The sequence below is a fragment of the Streptomyces carpinensis genome (genome assembly GCF_002154505.1).
In the GTDB taxonomy this organism is placed as follows: Bacteria; Actinomycetota; Actinomycetes; order Streptomycetales; family Streptomycetaceae; genus Streptomyces; species Streptomyces carpinensis.
Genome location: NZ_MUBM01000127.1, coordinates 1 through 18008 on the forward strand (window position 1 = coordinate 1; position 18008 = coordinate 18008).

At 72.8% G+C, this 18008-nt stretch carries 15 protein-coding genes; 6 read left to right on the forward strand and 9 right to left on the reverse strand.

What is annotated here, in order from left to right; genetic code table 11:
- The 8 genes from BZY54_RS17740 to BZY54_RS17770 all read right to left on the reverse strand — a co-directional run.
- Positions 1–1593 (reverse strand): DUF3492 domain-containing protein (locus BZY54_RS17740; RefSeq protein WP_086726202.1); only part of this gene is annotated, 1593 nt, incomplete at its 3' end.
- 201 nt (positions 1594–1794) lie between these two features.
- On the reverse strand, positions 1795–3447 hold the full coding sequence (locus tag BZY54_RS17745) for a dipeptide ABC transporter ATP-binding protein (RefSeq protein WP_086726174.1): 1653 nt from the start codon (positions 3445–3447) through the stop codon (positions 1795–1797).
- Positions 3444–4442, reverse strand: coding sequence for an ABC transporter permease (locus tag BZY54_RS17750; protein WP_086726175.1), 999 nt, complete (start codon positions 4440–4442; stop codon positions 3444–3446). The genes BZY54_RS17745 and BZY54_RS17750 overlap by 4 nt, the downstream gene beginning before the upstream one ends.
- On the reverse strand, positions 4439–5503 hold the full coding sequence (locus BZY54_RS17755) for an ABC transporter permease (RefSeq protein WP_086726176.1): 1065 nt from the start codon (positions 5501–5503) through the stop codon (positions 4439–4441). The genes BZY54_RS17750 and BZY54_RS17755 overlap by 4 nt, the downstream gene beginning before the upstream one ends.
- Before the next feature lie 4 nt (positions 5504–5507).
- Positions 5508–7226, reverse strand: a complete 1719-nt coding sequence (locus tag BZY54_RS17760) for an ABC transporter substrate-binding protein (RefSeq protein WP_086726177.1) — start codon at positions 7224–7226, stop codon at positions 5508–5510.
- Positions 7227–7406: 180 nt separating this feature from the next.
- Positions 7407–7499 carry an Ms4533A family Cys-rich leader peptide gene (locus BZY54_RS55080; protein ID WP_341868692.1) on the reverse strand — a complete coding sequence of 31 codons (93 nt, stop codon included), beginning with the start codon at positions 7497–7499 and terminating at the stop codon, positions 7407–7409.
- Between the two features lie 56 nt (positions 7500–7555).
- Complete coding sequence (locus BZY54_RS17765) at positions 7556–9391, reverse strand: DUF3152 domain-containing protein (RefSeq protein ID WP_167414016.1); 1836 nt, start codon at positions 9389–9391, stop codon at positions 7556–7558.
- Positions 9392–9399: 8 nt separating this feature from the next.
- Positions 9400–10461 (reverse strand): alpha/beta fold hydrolase, encoded by a 1062-nt coding sequence (locus BZY54_RS17770; protein WP_086726179.1) that lies wholly within the window; start codon positions 10459–10461, stop codon positions 9400–9402.
- A 187-nt stretch (positions 10462–10648) separates the two neighbouring features.
- Here BZY54_RS17770 and BZY54_RS17775 point away from each other — a divergent pair, with 187 nt between their 5' ends.
- From BZY54_RS17775 to BZY54_RS17790, 4 genes are all read left to right on the forward strand, one after another.
- Positions 10649–10873, forward strand: a complete 225-nt coding sequence (locus BZY54_RS17775; protein WP_086726180.1) for a hypothetical protein — start codon at positions 10649–10651, stop codon at positions 10871–10873.
- Positions 10874–11133: 260 nt separating this feature from the next.
- Positions 11134–11778 (forward strand): TetR/AcrR family transcriptional regulator, encoded by a 645-nt coding sequence (locus BZY54_RS17780; protein WP_086726181.1) that lies wholly within the window; start codon positions 11134–11136, stop codon positions 11776–11778.
- Between the two features lie 218 nt (positions 11779–11996).
- Positions 11997–12224, forward strand: a complete 228-nt coding sequence (locus tag BZY54_RS17785; RefSeq protein ID WP_086726182.1) for a DUF3107 domain-containing protein — start codon at positions 11997–11999, stop codon at positions 12222–12224.
- 276 nt (positions 12225–12500) lie between these two features.
- The gene (locus BZY54_RS17790; protein ID WP_086726183.1) at positions 12501–12770 is read left to right on the forward strand and encodes a hypothetical protein; all 270 of its coding nucleotides are present in this window, start codon (positions 12501–12503) and stop codon (positions 12768–12770) included.
- Between the two features lie 87 nt (positions 12771–12857).
- On the opposite strand, the gene BZY54_RS17795 is transcribed toward BZY54_RS17790, so the two are convergent.
- Positions 12858–13604: a ferritin-like fold-containing protein gene (locus tag BZY54_RS17795; protein WP_086726184.1), complete on the reverse strand. Its 747-nt coding sequence runs from the start codon at positions 13602–13604 to the stop codon at positions 12858–12860.
- Positions 13605–14109: 505 nt separating this feature from the next.
- On the opposite strand from BZY54_RS17795, the gene BZY54_RS17805 reads away from it, so the two are divergent.
- A complete protein-coding gene (locus BZY54_RS17805; RefSeq protein WP_086726186.1) occupies positions 14110–16830 on the forward strand; it encodes a DEAD/DEAH box helicase in 2721 nt (906 codons plus the stop codon).
- Positions 16831–17072: 242 nt separating this feature from the next.
- Positions 17073–17978, forward strand: coding sequence for an alpha/beta fold hydrolase (locus BZY54_RS17810; protein ID WP_086726187.1), 906 nt, complete (start codon positions 17073–17075; stop codon positions 17976–17978).
- Positions 17979–18008 lie beyond the last annotated feature (30 nt).

An 18008-nucleotide genomic window follows, 5' to 3' on the forward strand; every position in this document is an offset into this window, starting at 1 on the left:
GACGTGGGCCTCGGCGGGGGTGGCGAACGGGAGGGGTTCGCCGGAGTCGTCCAGGACCACGCGTCGGACCGGGCAGTGCGAGACGATCTCCAGGTAAATGCCGTGAAATGCTGCGATGTTCTGCTCGACGGTGAACAGTTCGAGGGCACGGGCGCGCGCGGCGGCGCCCAGGCGCGCACGGCGCTCCGGGTCACGCAGCAGCGTCACGCACGCCTCGGCGAGCGCTCGCGGATTACGCGGAGGGACCACCAGTCCCGTGCCGCCGATGACCTCGACGACCGCGCCGACGTCCGTGGAGACGGTCGCGCAGCCGCAGAACATGGCCTCGACGAGGCCGACCGGCCAGCCCTCGACGACACTCGACAGGACGGTCACGGCGCCCGAGGCGTACGCGTCGGCGAGGGTCGGGGCCTCGGGTCCGCCGACCTCCTCGAAGGACACCGGGTTGTCGCCGACGGTGTGCGGGCTCTCGGCCTCGTCGGGGAACAACTGGGCGGCCAGCGCCTTGCAGTGGCCGAGGTAGGCCTCCCCGTCGGGGCCCGACGCCCCGCCCACGATCCGCAGCCGCGCCTGCGGTTCCGCCCTGCGGACCTCGGCGAAGGCGTGCAGCAGGGACACCAGGTCCTTGGCCGGATCGACACGGCCGACCCACACCAGCGTGTCCGCGTCGACGGCCTCCGGCTCCTCGCCGACCTCGGCGAAGGCGGCGGCGTCCATGCCGGGATGGACGGTGCGCAGCCTGGCACGGTCGGCGCCACAGCGCTCCTGCCAGCGTCGGGTGTGGGCGTTTCCGTGGGTGACGACGGCGGCCTGCCGGTAGATCTCGGTGGCGAGCCTGCCGTGGAAGGCGGCGAGCAGGGCCCGTACGGCCGGAGCGGTCCCTTCGGCGCCGGAGGCCAGGTAGTGCGCGCGCAGCGGCGCGCCGTACTCGGTGACCAGCAGCGGGACGTCGCAGAAGTGGCGGGCGAGCAGACCGGGCAGGGCCGCGGTGCCACCGGCCGCCGTGTGGCAGAGGTCGGCGGCGCCGAAGCCGTCGTCCTCGTACCAGTCGAGCGAGAGGGGGCGCAGGGCGTGCTCCAGGTGCGCGGCGACCGTGAGCAGATCGGGTACGCGCGCCTCGCGTGCCTCGCGTACGGCGCCGGGTGCGCGACAGGCGCGTTCCAGCGCCCGGACGGCGGTTTCCGAGTGCAGCGCGCCCGCGAGGCCGCCCTCGTCCCGGGCGAGTTCCGCGAGACCGTACAGCGCACTGGCGAAACGGTCCGCCTCGTGGTCCGGGCCGCTCCGGTCGGCCTCGACGCCGGCCGCCCCGGACAGGACCGCCGCCAACTCCCCGTAGCACTCGGTGAAGCGCCGGCGCGCACGGCGCCCGTACCGCACGCCGTCGTCCTCCGCCGTCCACAGGGATGCCGTACGGACCCGGCTGACCTGTCGCGGCAGCCGGACCCAGCCCTCGTCCTCCTGCTGCCGGCTGCGGCTGAGCGCGTAGAGGTCGAACTCGTGCTGGTCGAGCCCGCGCACGAGCCGTTCGCACCAGAGCCCGGCGTCACCGCTCACATACGGATAGACACCCTCCGTCACCAGTCCGATGCGCACGCGTGCACCCCCGATCTCTTCCGTCTCCGCCATGTGGGGAGCCGCCGTCGCATCGGCGGCTCACAACGGGACGAACGTATGCGGACATGCCGGTGGCGCGACGGACGGTTGTCCGTCGCGCCACCAAAAGGGGTGAACGGGCGTAACTTTCCCGTGCGGGTCGCGTTCCGTCGCGCTAGGAGACCGATCGGACACGTGACGTCATGCCGGGGCCAACTCCCGTCGCGCGGCCCGGCGGCGGGCGGCGACCTCGGGGTCGAGCGCCGGTACGGCGGCCAGGAGCTGCCGGGTGTAGGGCTCCCGCGGTGACCGGTACACCTCGTCGGCCGGGCCCTCCTCGACGATCCGGCCGCGGCGCATCACCGCGACCCGGTCGCTGACCTGGCGCACCACGGCGAGGTCGTGGGCGATGAAGACCAGCGCGATCCCGAGTTCGCGCTGCAACTCGCCGAGCAGTGCGATCACCTGGGCCTGAGTGGTGACGTCGAGCGCGGAGACGGGTTCGTCGCACACGATCACGCGCGGACCGGCCGCGAGCGCCCGTGCGATGCCCACGCGCTGGCGCTGTCCGCCGCTGAACTCGTGCGGATAGCGGTCGTAGTGCGCCCCTTCGAGCCCCACACGCTCCAGCAGTTCGCTCACGCGCTCCCGGATACGCGCCTCGTCCCGCTCCCCGCGCGCGCGGAGGGGGTCCGCGATGGACTCGCCCACGCTGCGGCGCGGGTTGAGGGAGGAGACGGGGTCCTGGAAGACCATCTGGACGGCCGGGTGCACGCCGGTGTGCGGGCCCCCCTGGTAGCGGATCCCCCCGGCGGTCGGCTCGAGCAGCCCGACCAGCATGCGGCCGAGGGTCGTCTTGCCGCTGCCGCTCTCCCCCACGACACCCAGCGTCTCGCCGCGGTGGACGGCCAGCGAGACGCCGTCCACGGCCGTCACCGTCCGCTTGCCGCGTCCGAACGTACGCCGGAGACCGGTCGCCTCCAGGACGACCTCGGCCTCGGCCCCGTCGGGTGTGTCGTGGGACGCGTCGCCGGACGCGTCGCCGGACTCAGTGGCCCCCTCGGGGAGGACGGTGCGCGGTGCGTCCACGCGCGGGACGGCGCCGAGCAGTTGGCGGGTGTACGCCTGCGTGGGCGCGCCCAGGACACTGCCCACCGGGCCGTGTTCGACGGCCCGGCCGTGCCGCATGACGAGCACCTCGTCGACGCTCTCGGCGGCGACGCCCACGTCGTGGGTGACGAGCAGCAGGCCCATGCCGGTCTCCTCGCGCAGCGTGTGCAGCAGGTCGAGGATCTGGGCCTGGACGGTGACGTCGAGGGCGGTGGTCGGCTCGTCGGCGATCAGCAGGTCGGGCTCGCAGGCGAGGGCCATGGCGATGAGGGCGCGCTGGCGCATGCCGCCGCTGAACTCGTGCGGGCGGGACCGCGATCGGCGCGCCGCGTCCGGAATGCCCACCCTCTCCAGCACCTCGACGGCACGCGCGCGTGCCGCTCGTCGCGACGTGCGCGTGTGCACGCGGTGGACCTCGGCGATCTGGTCGCCGATCGCGTAGTACGGGTCGAGCGAGGACAGCGGGTCCTGGAAGACCATGGCCGCCTTCGCGCCGCGCAGCCGCCGCAGTTCCTCGTCCGAGGCCCCCTGCACGTCGGTGCCGGCGACCAGGACGGAGCCGCCGACCCGCGCCCCGGTGCCCCGGTGCAGCCCCAGCAGGGCTCCGGCGACCGTGGACTTGCCGGAGCCGGACTCGCCGACGAGGGCCAGGGCGGCGCCCCTGTCCAGCCGGAAGGAGAGTTCGTCCACGGCCCGCAGGGCACCGAACTCGACGGTGAGGTCCGTGACTTCGACCAGGCTCATGCGAGCACCACCCGTCGGTCGGCCACCGCGTACAGGACGTCCGCGACGGCGTTGGCGATGACCACGAAGAAACCGACGACCAGGACCATGCCGACCACCACCGGCAGGTCGACGACCTTCACCGCGTGCACCAGTTCCTGGCCGATGCCCGGCAGGCCGAACAGGGTCTCGGTGAGGACCGCGCCGCCGACGGCCGAGCCGACGTTGTTGGCGTTCAGCGCGATGACCGGCGCCAGCGCGCCGCGCAGGGCGTGCCGTGCGACGATCGCGCGCTCGCCCACGCCGTACGCCCGGAAGGTGCGGATGTGGTCCTCGGCGAGTGTCTCCAGCATCGCCGCCCGGGTGAGCCGGGCGAACGCGGCCGCCTCGATCAGGGCGAGCGACAGCCAGGGCAGCAGCAGGTTCCACGCCCACTGCTCGGGGTCGTCGCCGAACTTCACGTACTCCGGGAAGGGCAGCAGCTGGAGTTCGCCGCAGACGACGATCATCAGGACCAGACCGAGCACGAAGACGGGTGTGGCCCAGCCGGCGAGCGTGACGACGGTCAGCAGGCGCTCGGAGAGCCGCCCGCGCCGCCACGCGGACAGCACGCCGGTGCCGACGCCCAGGACGAGCCACAGCACCATGGCGCCGAGGACCAGCGACAGGCTGACCGGCAGCTTGGTCAGGATGATGTCCAGGACCTGCTGGCCGCTCTGGTACGACACCCCCAGGCAGGGTGCCGAGCAGTGCTCGACCGAGGTGCCCGTCGAGTAGTCCTGGCCGGCGAGGAGTCCCTCCAGGAAGTGCCAGTAGCGCAGGTAGAGCGGGTCGTCGAGCCTGAGCTGCAGGGCGACCTGGTGCACCTGTTCGGGCGAGCAGCGCGGGCCGCAGGTGATCTGGGCGACGTTGCCGGGGGTGGCGTAGAAGACCACGTAGATGAGCACCGAGATGGCGAGCAGGGTGACCACCGTGCCCGCGGCGCGGCGCAGCACGAATCCGCCGAAGCCGCTCATGCGGTCGCCCCCCTGTCGTCGCTGTTCGGGCCCGTGTCCTTGTGGCCGTGCACGGGCTTGTCCGTCGCACTGTCGGCGCCCTCGTTCTTGCGGCCGGTGCCGATGCGCAGGCGGGAGGCCGCGCGCGGGTCGAGGGCCGTGCGCACACCGTCGCCGAGGACGGTGAGCGCGAGGACGGTGACGAACAGGGCTCCGGCCGGCAGCAGCAGGTACTGCGGTGCCGCCTGGTACCAGACGTCGGCGGCGGTGAGCATCTGCCCCCAGGACGGCGTCGGCGGCTTGACGCCGACGCCGAGGAAGGACAGGGCCGCCTCGGCGGAGATGTTCGTGGGCACCAGCAGCGCGGCGTAGGTGATGACGGGTGCGGCGAGTCCGGGCAGCAGTTCGCGGCGGGCGATCCTCAGCACGCCCCAGCCGCTGAGCCGGGCGGCGGAGACGTAGTCGAGGTCCTTGAGTGCGAGGGTCTGCGCGCGCACGATCTTCGCGATGTTGCCCCAGGCGATCAGGCCGATGACGAGCGTGACCAGGACGGGCCGGGGGAAGCTCGACGGCACGATCGCGAGCAGTGCCAGCGACATGACCATCAGCGGGAGGGCGACGATGATGTCCGTGGCGCGGCTCAGCAGTTGATCCACCCACCGGTTGCCGAGGGCGGAGCCCACGCCGACCGCGACGCCGATGGCGACCTGTATCACGGTCGCCGCCAGCGCCACGCCCAGCGACACGCGCGCGCCGTACACGAGCCGTGCGAACAGGTCACGGCCGGTCTGGGGCTCGACGCCCAGCCAGTGGTCGGCGCTCGCGCCGCCGAGCGACCCGATCGGCACGCCTCCGCGCGCGGAGTCGACCAGGGACGGGTGGTAGGTGGTCGGGTCCTGGCCCTCCAGTGCGGTGAGCAGCGGCGCGGCGAGCGCGACCAGGACGAGCAGGGCGACGACGGCCGCCGCCACGAGGGCGGCGCGCTGCGTGCGCAGCCGCCGCCAGAACTGACGAGCCCCCGAGGCCGCCGGGACGGGTGTGTCCGTCCCGGCGGCCGGGGAGGCGGCAAGTGCCTGGCTCACGACGTCACTTCACCGCGACCTGGGAGATGTCCAGCACGCCGGTCCAGTCGCTGATCACGATGTTCTTGACGTCCTTGCCGTACAGGCGCTTGTAGACGGGGTGGAACAGCGGCACGGTCAGGGCCTGCTCGCCGATCTTCTTGTCCAGCGCACCCCACCGCTCGGCGGCGGCGTCGAGGTCGGTCAACTTGTTGATCGCGTCGATCTCGTTGTTGACGGACTTGTCGTTCAGCAGGCCCGTGTTGAAGTTCGCGCCGTCCTCGACGATCTGCCGGCCGTCGAAGATCGGGGCCAGGAAGGGACCGCCGGAGGGCCAGTCGGCGCCCCAGTGGGCGAGGAAGAAGCCCGGCTCGGTCTTCACGGTGTGGATCTTGTCGGAGTAGTCGTTGTCTTCCAGACCCTGGAGCTTGACCGTGATCCCGGCCTTCTTGAGCGCGTCCTGGATCGCGGTCGCGATCTCCGGGCTGGTCTCGAAGTCCTTGCTGTTGGAGTGGGTCAGCGTGACCGTGAGGCCCTTGCCGTAGCCGGCCTGCTTCAGCAGCTCCCTGGCCTTCGCCGGGTCGCCCGCCCGGCCGGCCGGGAAGAGGTCGTAGGGGGTGTAGCCGAAGGACTTCTGGTCGGGCAGGAAGGTGGTCGCGGGCTCGGCCAGGGCGGAGCCGCCCGCCGCGTTGACGACCGACGACCGGTCGATGGCGTACGAGATCGCCTGCCGCACCTTGACGTTGTCGAACGGCTTGACCGTGGGGTTGAACGCTATGTAGTTCGTGTAGCCGAAGTGGCCGGTGCCCACGCGCGCAGCCAGGTCCTTGTCGCCCGTCACCTTGGCGAGTTCGGCCGGGCCGAGGTTGGTGTCCGTGGTGACCGCGGCGGCGTCCGCGCCCTGGGACGCGGACAGCCGCTGGTTGATCACCGAGGAGTCGAGGCCGGACCGTACGTCGATCGTGTCCGGGTAGGCCTTGCGCTCGGAGTCCGTGGCGGCCGACCAGTGGGGGTTGCGCTCGAGGACGAGGTGCTCGCCGTCGTTCTCGTTCTTCACGACCTTGTAGGGGCCGGACGAGATCGGGTGCTCCTCGTACTTGGTGCCGGTGTCCTTGCTCTTCGGCACCGGCGTGAACTGCGTCTGGGTGGCGAGGTACGGGAACTCGCCCTCGGGCTTGTTCAGGTGGAAGACGATGGTCCGGCTGTCGGGCGTCTCGATCGCGTCGAGGCCCTTCTTGTCCTTGTACGGGCCCTGGTAGTCGGCCGCGCCGACCAGCCAGTCCCGCAGGTAGGGGGCGCCGCCGGAGAGCTCGGGTGCGAAGGAGCGCTCGATGCCGTACTTGATGTCGGCCGAGGTGATCGGCGTGCCGTCCTCGTACGTCAGGCCCTTCTTCAGGGTGTACGTCCACACGGTCGCGTCCTTGCTGGGGCGCCCGGTGTCGGTGGCGAGGTCCGGGACGACCTTAGCGCCGGCCGAACCGTTCTCGCGGTTGCGGGTGGTGAGCGTGCGGAAGACGAGGGAGGGGACGTTGCCGCCGCCGGAGGTGTACAGGCGCGCGGGGTCGAAGTCCTGCTGCGGCTGCGCGTTCAGGACGCTGAGGGTGCCGTCCTTGTGGGGCTGCGAGTCACCGCCGGCGGCCTTGGCCCCAGTGTCCTTCGGCCCGCAGGCGGCGACTCCCGCTGCCACGACCAGGGTGACGGATGCCGCGGCCACGCGGCGGGCTGAGACGGACGGTTGGCGCATCGGAATGGCGACCTCTCCAGAGGACTCGTCTCGCAGGTGTCTCGGATCGTGAGACCGGATGACGAGGAGTGAGACAGAAATGAACGGACGTCTGCCCCGGCATCGGGTCGTCGAAAAACGGACCACCGCGACCAGGTCACGGAGAGGGTGAAGTTCGCGACGCGCGCCTGTGGGCGGGCGTCAGCGACAGTGAATGTCGGCCACGCAGAGCGGGGTCACGCCGATCAGCGCCAGCTCGATGGCGGCGCGGGCGGAGGCATGACGGGACGACATGCGCAGAAATATGTATGACTTTCCCGCGCATGTCAACGCGACGTATGAGCGCTGCGTCAACTCCCGGGGTAAGGCCAGGCGTTGGGCAGGCAGTGGATTCCGTCGTGGTCCAGGAACTTCGTCTGCTGCTGCATGACGGGCGCCAGTGCGCCGTCCTTGTCGCAGGTGACGTGGCCGTGACCCAGCCGATGGCCGACCTCGTGGTTGATCAGCATCTGCCGGTAGGCGTACATCTTGTCGCCGTAGGTCTTCGAGCCCTGCGCCCACCGGTAGGCGTTGATCATCACCCGCTCGGTGGCGGCCGAGTCGCAGGAGACGTTGTCCTCGGTGGTGTCCAGTCCGGACTTGGCGCACCAGGTGGCGGTGGTGCCGGGGCTGGCGAGCGTGATCACGAAGTCGGGCCGGCCGGAGGAGACGCGCTCGAAGGTGCGGGCACCGTCGTGGGCCCAGCTGCGGTCGTCGTTGAGCGTCTTCTGCACGGCCTCGGCGAAGAGCACGCCGTCGAGCCCCAGGCCCTCCTCGACGTCGACCCGGTAGGTGTACTTCCGGCCCTCGCCGGGCGCCTTGGCGACGCCCGGAACCGTCTCGAACCTGCCCGAGCCCTTCAAGGTCGGGCTGAGTTCGTACTTCGTGCTCATCTTCTGGTCGTACGTCAGCGGCGGCGCGGCGGGCGGGGCCGCCGCCTGCTGGTCCGTGTCCGCGCCGTCGTGGGTGTCGCGGGCCTGGTCGGTGGCGGACGGCGATCCATTGCCGGTGCCGGTGCGGCCGTCGGCGACCTGACCGGCGACGATGACGGCGAGCACGGTGGTGACGGCGGCGGCCGCGATGCCGGTGAACGTGCGCCCCTTGCCGCCCCTGCCGGACGCGGGCGCTCCGGTGGCCGGGGCTATGTCCTCGCCGTCCCGCTCGGCCGTGGAGGCCGTGGAGGCCATCGCACCCGGGGCGGCGCCCCGGGCAGCGGTAGCCGGGGGGTTCTCGGAGGCGGCCGAGGGGTGCGCGCCGCCGCGCGGCCGGGGCGCGAAGACGTCGTCGTTCTCCTCGAAGGCGTCGAGGTAGTCCTGGCGGGGTCCACCGTGGGGTGCCTGCCGCTGCCGGGGTATCGGCACGCCGGGGCCGGTGGCCGGTCTCGCGGGAGGACCGGCCGAGGCGCCGAAACCGACGGCCCCCGGCCGCTTCGGCCCCGCACCGCCCGCCGCTCCGCTGCGCGGCCCCAACTCTCCCCAGCCGCCCCCGGCTTCCCGCTGCTCCGGGTGCCCACTACGAGCCCGCGGCACGCCACGGGCGGGCGTACCGTCGGGGAGACGGGGGACGCCGTGCGCGGGCGTGCCGTCAGGGAGACGAGGGACTCCCTGCGCGGGCGTGCCGTCGGGCAGACGGGGGACGCCGCGCGCGGGCGTGCCGTCAGGCAGACGAGGGACGCCATGCGCGGGCGTGCCGTCAGGCAGACGAGGGACGCCATGCGCGGGCGTGCCGTCAGCGAAACGGGAGACACCGTGCGCCGGTGTCCCACCGGGGAAGCGGGGGACTCCCTGCGCGGGCGTGCCGTCCGGGAGACGCGGAACGCCGCGCGCGGGGGTTCCGCCGGTGAGACGGGGTGCCCCCGAGGGGTGACGGGGCGGCGCACCCGGGGCCGGGGCCGAGGGCCCCTCGGGGAAGTCGTGTGCTCCGTACGCCGGGCGGCTTCCGCCTGCCGGCCGCTGTCCGGGCAGCGGGCCGGAACCCGGCCACCGCTCGGGCGGCACCCCGCCCGGCCCCGGTCGGCCCTCAGGAGCCGCGCCCTGCGCCGGCAGGGGTCCCGCCTCCGGCCGGACTCGGCCGCCGTCCCGTGCTGCGGCTGTGTCCGCGGTGTTGTCGCCCTTCGCGACGGGTCCGCGACGGCTGTGGCGTCCCACCTGGCCCCTCAGCCCCCCATGCTCACGCCGGAAGCCTCACCATCAGCCCCCGCACTGTCCGGACCGGCATGCTTTCCCGCCGGCGCCTCCCCCGTGTCGGCCGGCCCCGCCGGCGCCTCCCCGGTGTCCGCCAGCAGTTCCCGGAACGCCGTCGCCACCGTCTCCGGGTACTCCATCATCGCCACGTGCCCCGCGTCCGGCAGGGTCAGCAGGCGGGAGTCACGGAAGGCACGGGCGGCGCGCTGGGCCATGCGGTAGCCGACGAGCTGGTCCCGGCCGCCGTAGATCAGCAGTGTGGGCGCGAGGACACGCTCGGCCTGGCGCCACAGTCCGTGCTGACCGCCCAGCGTGTACGCGTCCACGATCCCGCGCGCGGAGCGCGCCATCGAGTCCCAGAAGTAGGGAAGCCGCAGCCGGCGTTCCATCTCCTCCACCGCGTGGCGGAACCCCTCGGGCGTGACCCGGCCCGGGTCGCCGTAGCACAGGGCCATGACTCCGCGGACCCGCTGCTCCGCCGTCCACTCCCGGGTGAGCCGGGTGAAGAGGGCGGCCACACCGGGCAGCGCGAGCAGCCCGGTCGGCACGGCGCTGCGCTGCACCCGCAGCTCGGGCAGCGCGGGCGAGACCAGCGTCAGCGTCCGGACGAGATCCGGGCGCAGCGCGGCGACGCGCGTCGAGACGGCACCGCCCAGCGAGTTGCCGAGCAGGTGGACCGGCCCGCGGCCGGAGGCGTCCAGGAAGCGGATCGCCGCGCGGGCGTGGGCGGTGACCGAGTAGTTGCCGTCGTCCGGCGGCGGGGAGTCCCCGAAGCCCGGCAGGTCGATCGCCTCTCCGTCGACGACGTCGTCCAGCAGCGCCATCAGGGCCGACCAGTTCTGCGAGGAGCCGCCGAGCCCGTGGACGTACAGCGCGGGCGGCAGGCCCTTGCGGGCGGGCGGCCTGGAACGCACCGCCAGGGTGATCCCCGACAGGCTGACCGAGCGCAGTCGTTCGCCCTCCTCGACCCTGACGGGCGCCACCCTGGGAAGAACGTTGGCGGGCGGCGCGGAGGGCAGCTCGGTCGAAGACATGCGGCAATGTTACGAGACGATCACGTACTGGTTCATGTGTTCGCCGTCACAGATCACTGTCAATCAGAGCCGTGTTCGGCGCCCGAACCACATGGCGTGCACATCGGGTGTCTCCTACGCTCGTACAGAGGGCACCCGCATGTAGCCCCTGAGTCTTCCAGGGACACTCACAAGAAGGGAGCCCAGCATGGCAGTCGATCCCACCGATCCCGAGACGTTCGAGAACGAGGAGGAGGAGAACGCCACGGAGATCGACGTCGAGGCCCCGGAGGGCGACGCCGCCGAGCAGCACGCCGACCTCGCACAGGAACACGACGACCCTCTGACGGGTGTGGACCCCGACCGGGCGAACGAGGCCGACCTTCTCGAGCAGGCGCGGGTCGTGTCCATCGACGAGGACGACTACCGCTGACGGCCGACCACCGGTGACGGGGCACTGGTACGAACGACCACCGGTGACGGACGACCATCGGCGACAGATGGCGCGAGGGACCATCGCTGAACAGCAATAAAGGGTTTATATGCCCCATCTGAACCCGTTCGAAACCTTTGGACCGGTTTCATCACCGTCCGGTACGTGAAATTCTGCGCTCGCACCGCGCACAGTACGGTTACCGAAAAGTACGATGACGACGCGGCGCACACCGCACAGGGACGACTTTGGGAGGCGGCGTGACAGCCATCGAGCAGACAGAGGCGGCACGCCCGCGAGGCACGCGCCTGCCGCGCCGTGCCCGACGGAACCAGCTGCTGGGCGCCGCCCAGGAAGTCTTCGTGGCACAGGGCTACCACGCGGCCGCGATGGACGACATCGCCGAGCGCGCCGGCGTCAGCAAGCCGGTGCTCTACCAGCACTTCCCGGGCAAGCTCGACCTCTACCTCGCGCTGCTGGACCAGCACTGCGAGTCGCTCATCCAGTCCGTGCGCAACGCACTGGCGTCGACGACGGACAACAAGCAGCGCGTGCGGGCCACCATGGACGCCTACTTCGCGTACGTCGAGGACGACGGCGGGGCGTTCCGGCTGGTCTTCGAGTCCGACCTGACGAACGAGCCCGCGGTGCGCGAGCGCGTCGACAAGGTCACGAACGAGTGCGCCGAGGCGATCTGCGACGTCATCGCCGAGGACACCGGCCTCTCGCGCGCCGAGTCGATGCTGCTCGCCTCCGGCCTGGGCGGCCTCGCCCAGGTGGTGGCGCGCTCGTGGCTGCACAGCGACCGCAGCGTCCCGCGCGACCAGGCGGTCCAGTTGCTGACGTCCCTGGCGTGGCGCGGAATCGCGGGCTTCCCGCTGCACGGCAGCGAACAGCACCACTGAGCGCATCGCTGAGCCGACCCGCCGGCAGCCGGGCCGAAGCGGCGGACGGCCCGGCCGAAGGGCCGGCGGGAAGCGACGCGCGGGCCGACGCCTTGTTCCCGTCGGCTGTTCGCTCCTGGCGTTCTTCCGCTGAGCGTGCTCGTCCCCTCACCGGGCTAATGTGTGCTGGTACGGTGCGGAAGGTCGCGCACTTCACTGACCGTCGGAGGGACATAGCCGTGGAGGTCAAGATCGGCGTGCAGCACGCGCCCCGCGAGATCGTTCTGGAGAGCGGTCAGAGCCCCGAGGAGGTCGAGCAGGCGGTGGCCGAGGCGCTGGCCGGCAAGTCGCAGCTGCTGACCCTCGTGGACGAGCACGGCCGCAAGGTGCTGGTCCCCGCCGAGCGTCTCGCGTACGTCGAGCTGGGCGAGCCGTCCCCGCGCAAGGTGGGCTTCGGCGCGCTGTAGTCTCGGCCGAACAAGACGAGCCGGAGGGGCCCGGCGGTGAGACACCGCCGGGCCCCTCTGACGTTCCACACGCGTGCGGCACGGCTGCCGAGCCCCGTCGCACGAGGCGCACAGCCCGCTGCCCGGGGCGCACAGCCCGGCGTTGCGGCCCGAGCCGCTCCGCCGGTACACAGACGCCGCACAATCGGCCCACAGGGGAGGGTTGCATTCCGCAGGTCAGGGGTATGACCGGCTAGGACCGTCTGGCACCGGCCGACCGTGTGGGAGGGAACCCTCATGTTCTTGGAAACGTTCGGCTCCGCCGTGCTCGGTCTACTGCTCGGCTGGGCCGCGTTCCACCGCCTGGCCCACCGGCTGCCGTCCCGCCTGCTGGTCCTGTCGACCGGCGTCGCGGGCGCGCTGTTCGGCGGGTTCGTCACCCACAGCGCGCTGGGCTCCAGCGGCATCCTTCCGAACCTGATCGGCGCGGCGGTCGTCTCCGCCGCCTCCCTCTCCCTGCTGCTGCGCCCGGCCGGCCGCCTTCGCCGACGATCCCTGACGGCGTAGCCGCCCGAGGACCGCCGGAAACCGTCCGGCGACCACAACGGGCCCGCGGCCGCAGGGCAGCCGAACCGCCCGCCGCCGCGGAGCGCGCTACGCGGCCAGGCCCAGCGCGGCCATCCGCTTGGTGTGCGCCTCGGTGATCCGCGAGAACATCCTGCCGACCTCGGCGAGGTCGAAGCCGTCCGCGACTCCGCCGACGAGCATCGTGGACAGCGCGTCCCGGTCGGCCACCACCCGCTGGGACTGCGACAGGGCCTCGCCCATCAGGCGCCGCGCCCACAGCGCGAGCCGGCCGCCCACGCGCGGGTCCGCGTCGATCGCCGCGCGCACCTTCTCCACCGCGAACCCGGCGTGACCGGTGTCGTCGAGGACGGCGAGGACCAGCTCGCGCGTGTCGGAGTCCAGGCGGACGGCGACCTCGCGGTAGAAGTCGCTGGCGATCGAGTCGCCGACGTAGGCCTTGACGAGCCCCTCCAGCCAGTCCGAGGGGGCCGTCTGCTTGTGGAATCCGTCGAGCGCGGCGACGAACGGGTCCATCGCGGCGGTCGGCTCCTGCCCGATCTCCGCGAGCCGGTCGCGTAGCCGCTCGAAGTGGTGGAACTCGGCCGAGGCCATCTTCGCCAGCTCGGCCTTGTCCGCGAGGGTGGGCGCCAGCTTGGCGTCCTCCGCGAGGCGCTCGAACGCCGCCAGCTCGCCGTACGCCAGCGCGCCGAGCAGGTCCACCACCGCGGCGCGGTACTGCGGGTCGGCGGCGGCCGTCGCCCAGTCCTGGGCGGCGATCCCGGTGCGTTCGGCGGGCGCGTCGGCGGCGTTCTCAGGCTTGTCAGAGCTCGTCATGAAGCGCACAATAGCCCGCCCACCGCCCCTTCGAAGGGCCTGGTCAACCAGTGTGACGACGACTACGTGACCAAATCGGCCATCGCGTGTGCACGATTCCGGGGTATGGTGGTAATGCGCCTGCTGAGTACGCCGACGTTTTCCGACGTACATCGACAGGCCGCACGCATGAGGATGCCCGGTCGGTGGCCCGATCGGCTCCGACCCGACAGCCCTCCCTGGCCGTACGCCACTGTGCGTACGACGACCGGAGGGACCTCCAAGCGGTACGAGCGCTAGAGCGTCGGCAGAGGTCCCGTGTCATACGGCTTGCCCGAGCGGTATGCCCGTACGGCGGCCGACGTCCCCAGGCACGGTCACGGATACGACCCCCGCGCTCGCCTCGCGCCGCGCAAACAGAAGAGGCAGCACCCTGACTACGACGTTTCGATCCCTCGGGATCCTCCCCGAGACCGCCGAGGCCCTGGAAGCCGTCGGCATCACCACTCCCTTCCCCATCCAGGAGATGACGCTGCCCGTGGCCCTCTCGGGCACGGACGTCATCGGCCAGGCCAAGACCGGCACCGGCAAGACGCTCGGCTTCGGCCTTCCGCTCCTCGAGCGCGTGACCGTTCCCGCCGACGTCGAGGCGGGCCGCGCCGAGCCCGAGGCCCTCACGGACGCCCCGCAGGCGCTCGTCGTCGTCCCCACGCGCGAGCTGTGCGTCCAGGTCACCAACGACCTGCTGACCGCCGGCAAGGTGCGCAACGTGCGGGTCACCGCGATCTACGGCGGCCGGGCCTACGAGCCCCAGGTCGAGGCCCTGAACAAGGGCGTCGACGTGGTCGTCGGCACCCCGGGCCGGCTGCTGGACCTGGCGGGCCAGAAGAAGCTGAACCTGAAGCACGTCAAGTGCCTGGTGCTCGACGAGGCCGACGAGATGCTCGACCTGGGCTTCCTGCCCGACGTCGAGAAGATCATCGACATGCTGCCGGCCAAGCGGCAGACCATGCTGTTCTCGGCCACCATGCCGGGCGCGGTCATCGGCCTCGCGCGCCGCTACATGTCCCGGCCCACGCACATCCGCGCCACCGCGCCGGACGACGAGGGCGTGACGGTCGCGAACATCAAGCAGTTCGTCTACCGCGCGCACAACATGGACAAGCCGGAGATGGTCGCCCGCATACTGCAGGCCGAGGGCCGCGGGCTGGCGATGATCTTCTGCCGGACCAAGCGCACGGCGGCCGACATCGCCGAGCAGCTCCAGCGCCGCGGCTTCGCCTCCGGCGCGGTCCACGGCGACCTCGGCCAGGGCGCCCGCGAGCAGGCGCTGCGCGCCTTCCGCAACGGCAAGGTCGACGTCCTCGTCTGCACCGACGTCGCCGCGCGCGGCATCGACGTCGAGGGCGTGACCCACGTCATCAACTACCAGTCCCCCGAGGACGAGAAGACGTACCTGCACCGGGTCGGCCGTACCGGTCGCGCGGGCGCCAAGGGTACGGCGATCACGTTCGTCGACTGGGACGACATCCCGCGCTGGCAGCTGATCAACAAGGCGCTGGAGCTGGACTTCAACGACCCGGTGGAGACGTACTCGAGCTCCCCGCACCTGTTCTCCGACCTCGGCATCCCCGCGGGCACGAAGGGCACGCTGCCGCGCTCGGAGCGGACCCGTGCCGGGCTGGACGCGGAGGAGCTGGAGGACCTCGGCGAGACCGGCGGCCGCGGCGCCCGTGGGCGCGGTGGCCGGGGCGGTCGCGGCGAGCCGCGCTCGGCCGAGCGCGAACGCCCGGCGCACACCCCGCGCCGCCGACGCCGCACGCGCGGCGGTTCACCGGTGGACCCGGGTACGGCGACCTCCGGTGCGGTGTCTTCGGGCACCTCGGCCGCGGCCCCCTCTGCCGACGTCGCGTCGACCGGGGACGAGGCCACCGCCACCCGCACTCCGCGCCGCCGTCGGCGCACGCGCGGCGGCACACCGGCGCAGCCGGTGGCTTCCGGGACGGCGTCGGCCACCGAGCCGATCGAGCCGGTGGCATCCGAGGCGCCTTCCGCGTCCAAGGCCGCTGCGTCCGCTCCGTCCGTCGAGGCGGTCGCGTCGGTGGGCGCAGCGGAGTCCGCGGTGACGACGGCGGAGGGCTCCGCCCTCGACGCCCCCGAGACCCCGGCCAAGCCGCGCCGCCGCCGGACCCGCAAGTCGGCCGAGCGCACGGCGGCCTCGGCCGCCACCACGGCGCCGGCCGAGGCCGCCCAGGCGTCGGAAGCGGCCGAGGCGTCGCCCGTCGCGGTCGGGACCGAGGCCGAGGCCGTCGGCACCGAGCCGGCATCGGCGCCGCGCCGCACTCGCAAGAAGGCCGCCGCCACCGCCGAGACGGTGGTCGACACGGCCGAGGGCACGGTGGAGCAGGCGGAGGAGCCCAAGCCCCGCCGCCGCACCCGCAAGGCCGCCGAGCCCGCCGAGGCGGCGGTGGACGCCGCCGAAGGCACGGCCGAGGCCGAGACGAAGCCGCGCCGCACCCGCAAGAAGGCGACCGCCGCCCCCGAAACGGCCGCCGACAAGGCCGAGGGCACGGAGGCGAAGCCGAAGCGCACCCGCAAGGCCGCGGCCACCACCCCGGAAGCCGCCGCCGACACGGCCGAAGGCACCGAGGCCAAGCCGAAGCGCACCCGCAAGGCGGCCGCCACCACCCCGGAAGCCGCCGCCGACACGGCCGAAGGCACCGAGGCCAAGCCGAAGCGCACCCGCAAGGCGGCCGCCACGGTCGAGGCGCCTGAGGACGCCGAGGCGAAGCCGAAGCGCCCCCGGAAGGCCGCGGCGACCGCCGAGGCCTCGGTCGAGACGGCCGAGGGCGCGACCGCTGCCGAGGCCAAGCCCCGGCGTACGCGCAAGAAGGCCGCCACCGAGGCGGCCACGGCCGTCGAGGAGGCGGAGGCCAAGCCGCGCCGCCGCACCCGCAAGGCCGCTGAGCCCGCCGAGGCGGCGGTGGACGCCGCCGAAGGCACGGCCGAGGCCGAGACGAAGCCGCGTCGGACCCGCAAGAAGGCCGCTGCCGCCCCCGAGGCGACGCCGACCGTCGTCGACGGTGCCGACGGTGCGGCGGAGGCGAAGCCGCGTCGCCGTACCCGCAAGGCGGCCGAGGCCGCCACCGCGGAGATCCCGGCGCAGGCCACCGGTGAGCCGGAGGCCAAGCCCAAGGCGCGGCGCGCCCGGAAGGCGGCGGCCTCCGTGGAGTCGGCGGAGGCCTGATCCCACGCCCCGACGGCCCGGCCCACCCCGTGTGGGACCGGGCCGTCGGCGTGTCCGGCCCCAGCGACGCGCGCGTACCGGCGCCACCGCGAAGGCGCGCGGACGGGCTTGCCGAAGAACCGGTCCTTCGGCCCGTCGTGCGGGCTTTGTTCACCACCGGCCCGCGTCCTGGCCTCCGGCCCTCCTCCGCCCTTCGCCTCGGCGCTCCACCCTTCGCCGCCCGCGCCCGATAGCCTCGCCGCATGAGCAGGCCTCCGACCTTCCTTCCGCCGGCCGGTGCCCGGACCTACCGGCTGCGCACCGCTCGTGGTGAGTTCGCCGTCGTCGACGCGCCCGTGGCGCCCGGTTCCGGGTGGCGGGGCACCGTGCTGCTGCTGCCGGGGTTCACCGGGAGCAAGGAAGACTTCAACCCGCTGCACGAACCGCTCGCGGCGCGCGGGTACCGGACGGTGGCCGTGGACGGGCGCGGGCAGTTCGAGTCGGACGGCCCGGCGGACGACGAGTCGGCGTACGCCCAGGAGGAACTCGCGGGGGACGTCCTCGCGCAGGCCGAGGCGCTCGGCACGCGTGTGCACCTGCTCGGGCACTCCCTCGGCGGCCAGATCGCCCGCGCGGCCGTGCTGCTCGACCACTCCCCCTTCCTCTCGCTCACGCTCATGGCCTCCGGCCCGGCGCAGATCTCCGTCTCGCAGCAGCAGCGGGTGAAGCTGCTGCGGGACGCGCTCGGGGTGATGACGATGGCCGAGGTGTGGGAGGTCATCCAGGCGATGGAACCGCCCGGCGAGACCGACACCGCGTTCGACGCCGGTCTCGACAACCGGGAGGATCTTCGGCGGCGCTGGCTGGGCAACAAGCCCGCACAACTCCTCGCCACCGGACGCCAGTTGTGCACCGAGCCGGACCGCGTCGCCGAACTCGCCGCAACCGCGCTGCCGTTCCATGTGCTGTCGGGGGCGCGGGACGACGCCTGGCCGGTGCCACTCCTGGACGAGATGGCCGTGCGGCTCGGCGCCCGGCGTACGGTCGTCGAGGGAGCCGAGCACTCCCCCAACTGCGACCAGCCGCTCGCCACGGCCCGCGCCCTCGCCGACTTCTGGGACGACGTCAGCCGCGACGCGGGCGACACCGAGGCCCGGAGCCTCTCCTAGGTCCTGTCGTCGAACTCCCGTCTTCCCCGC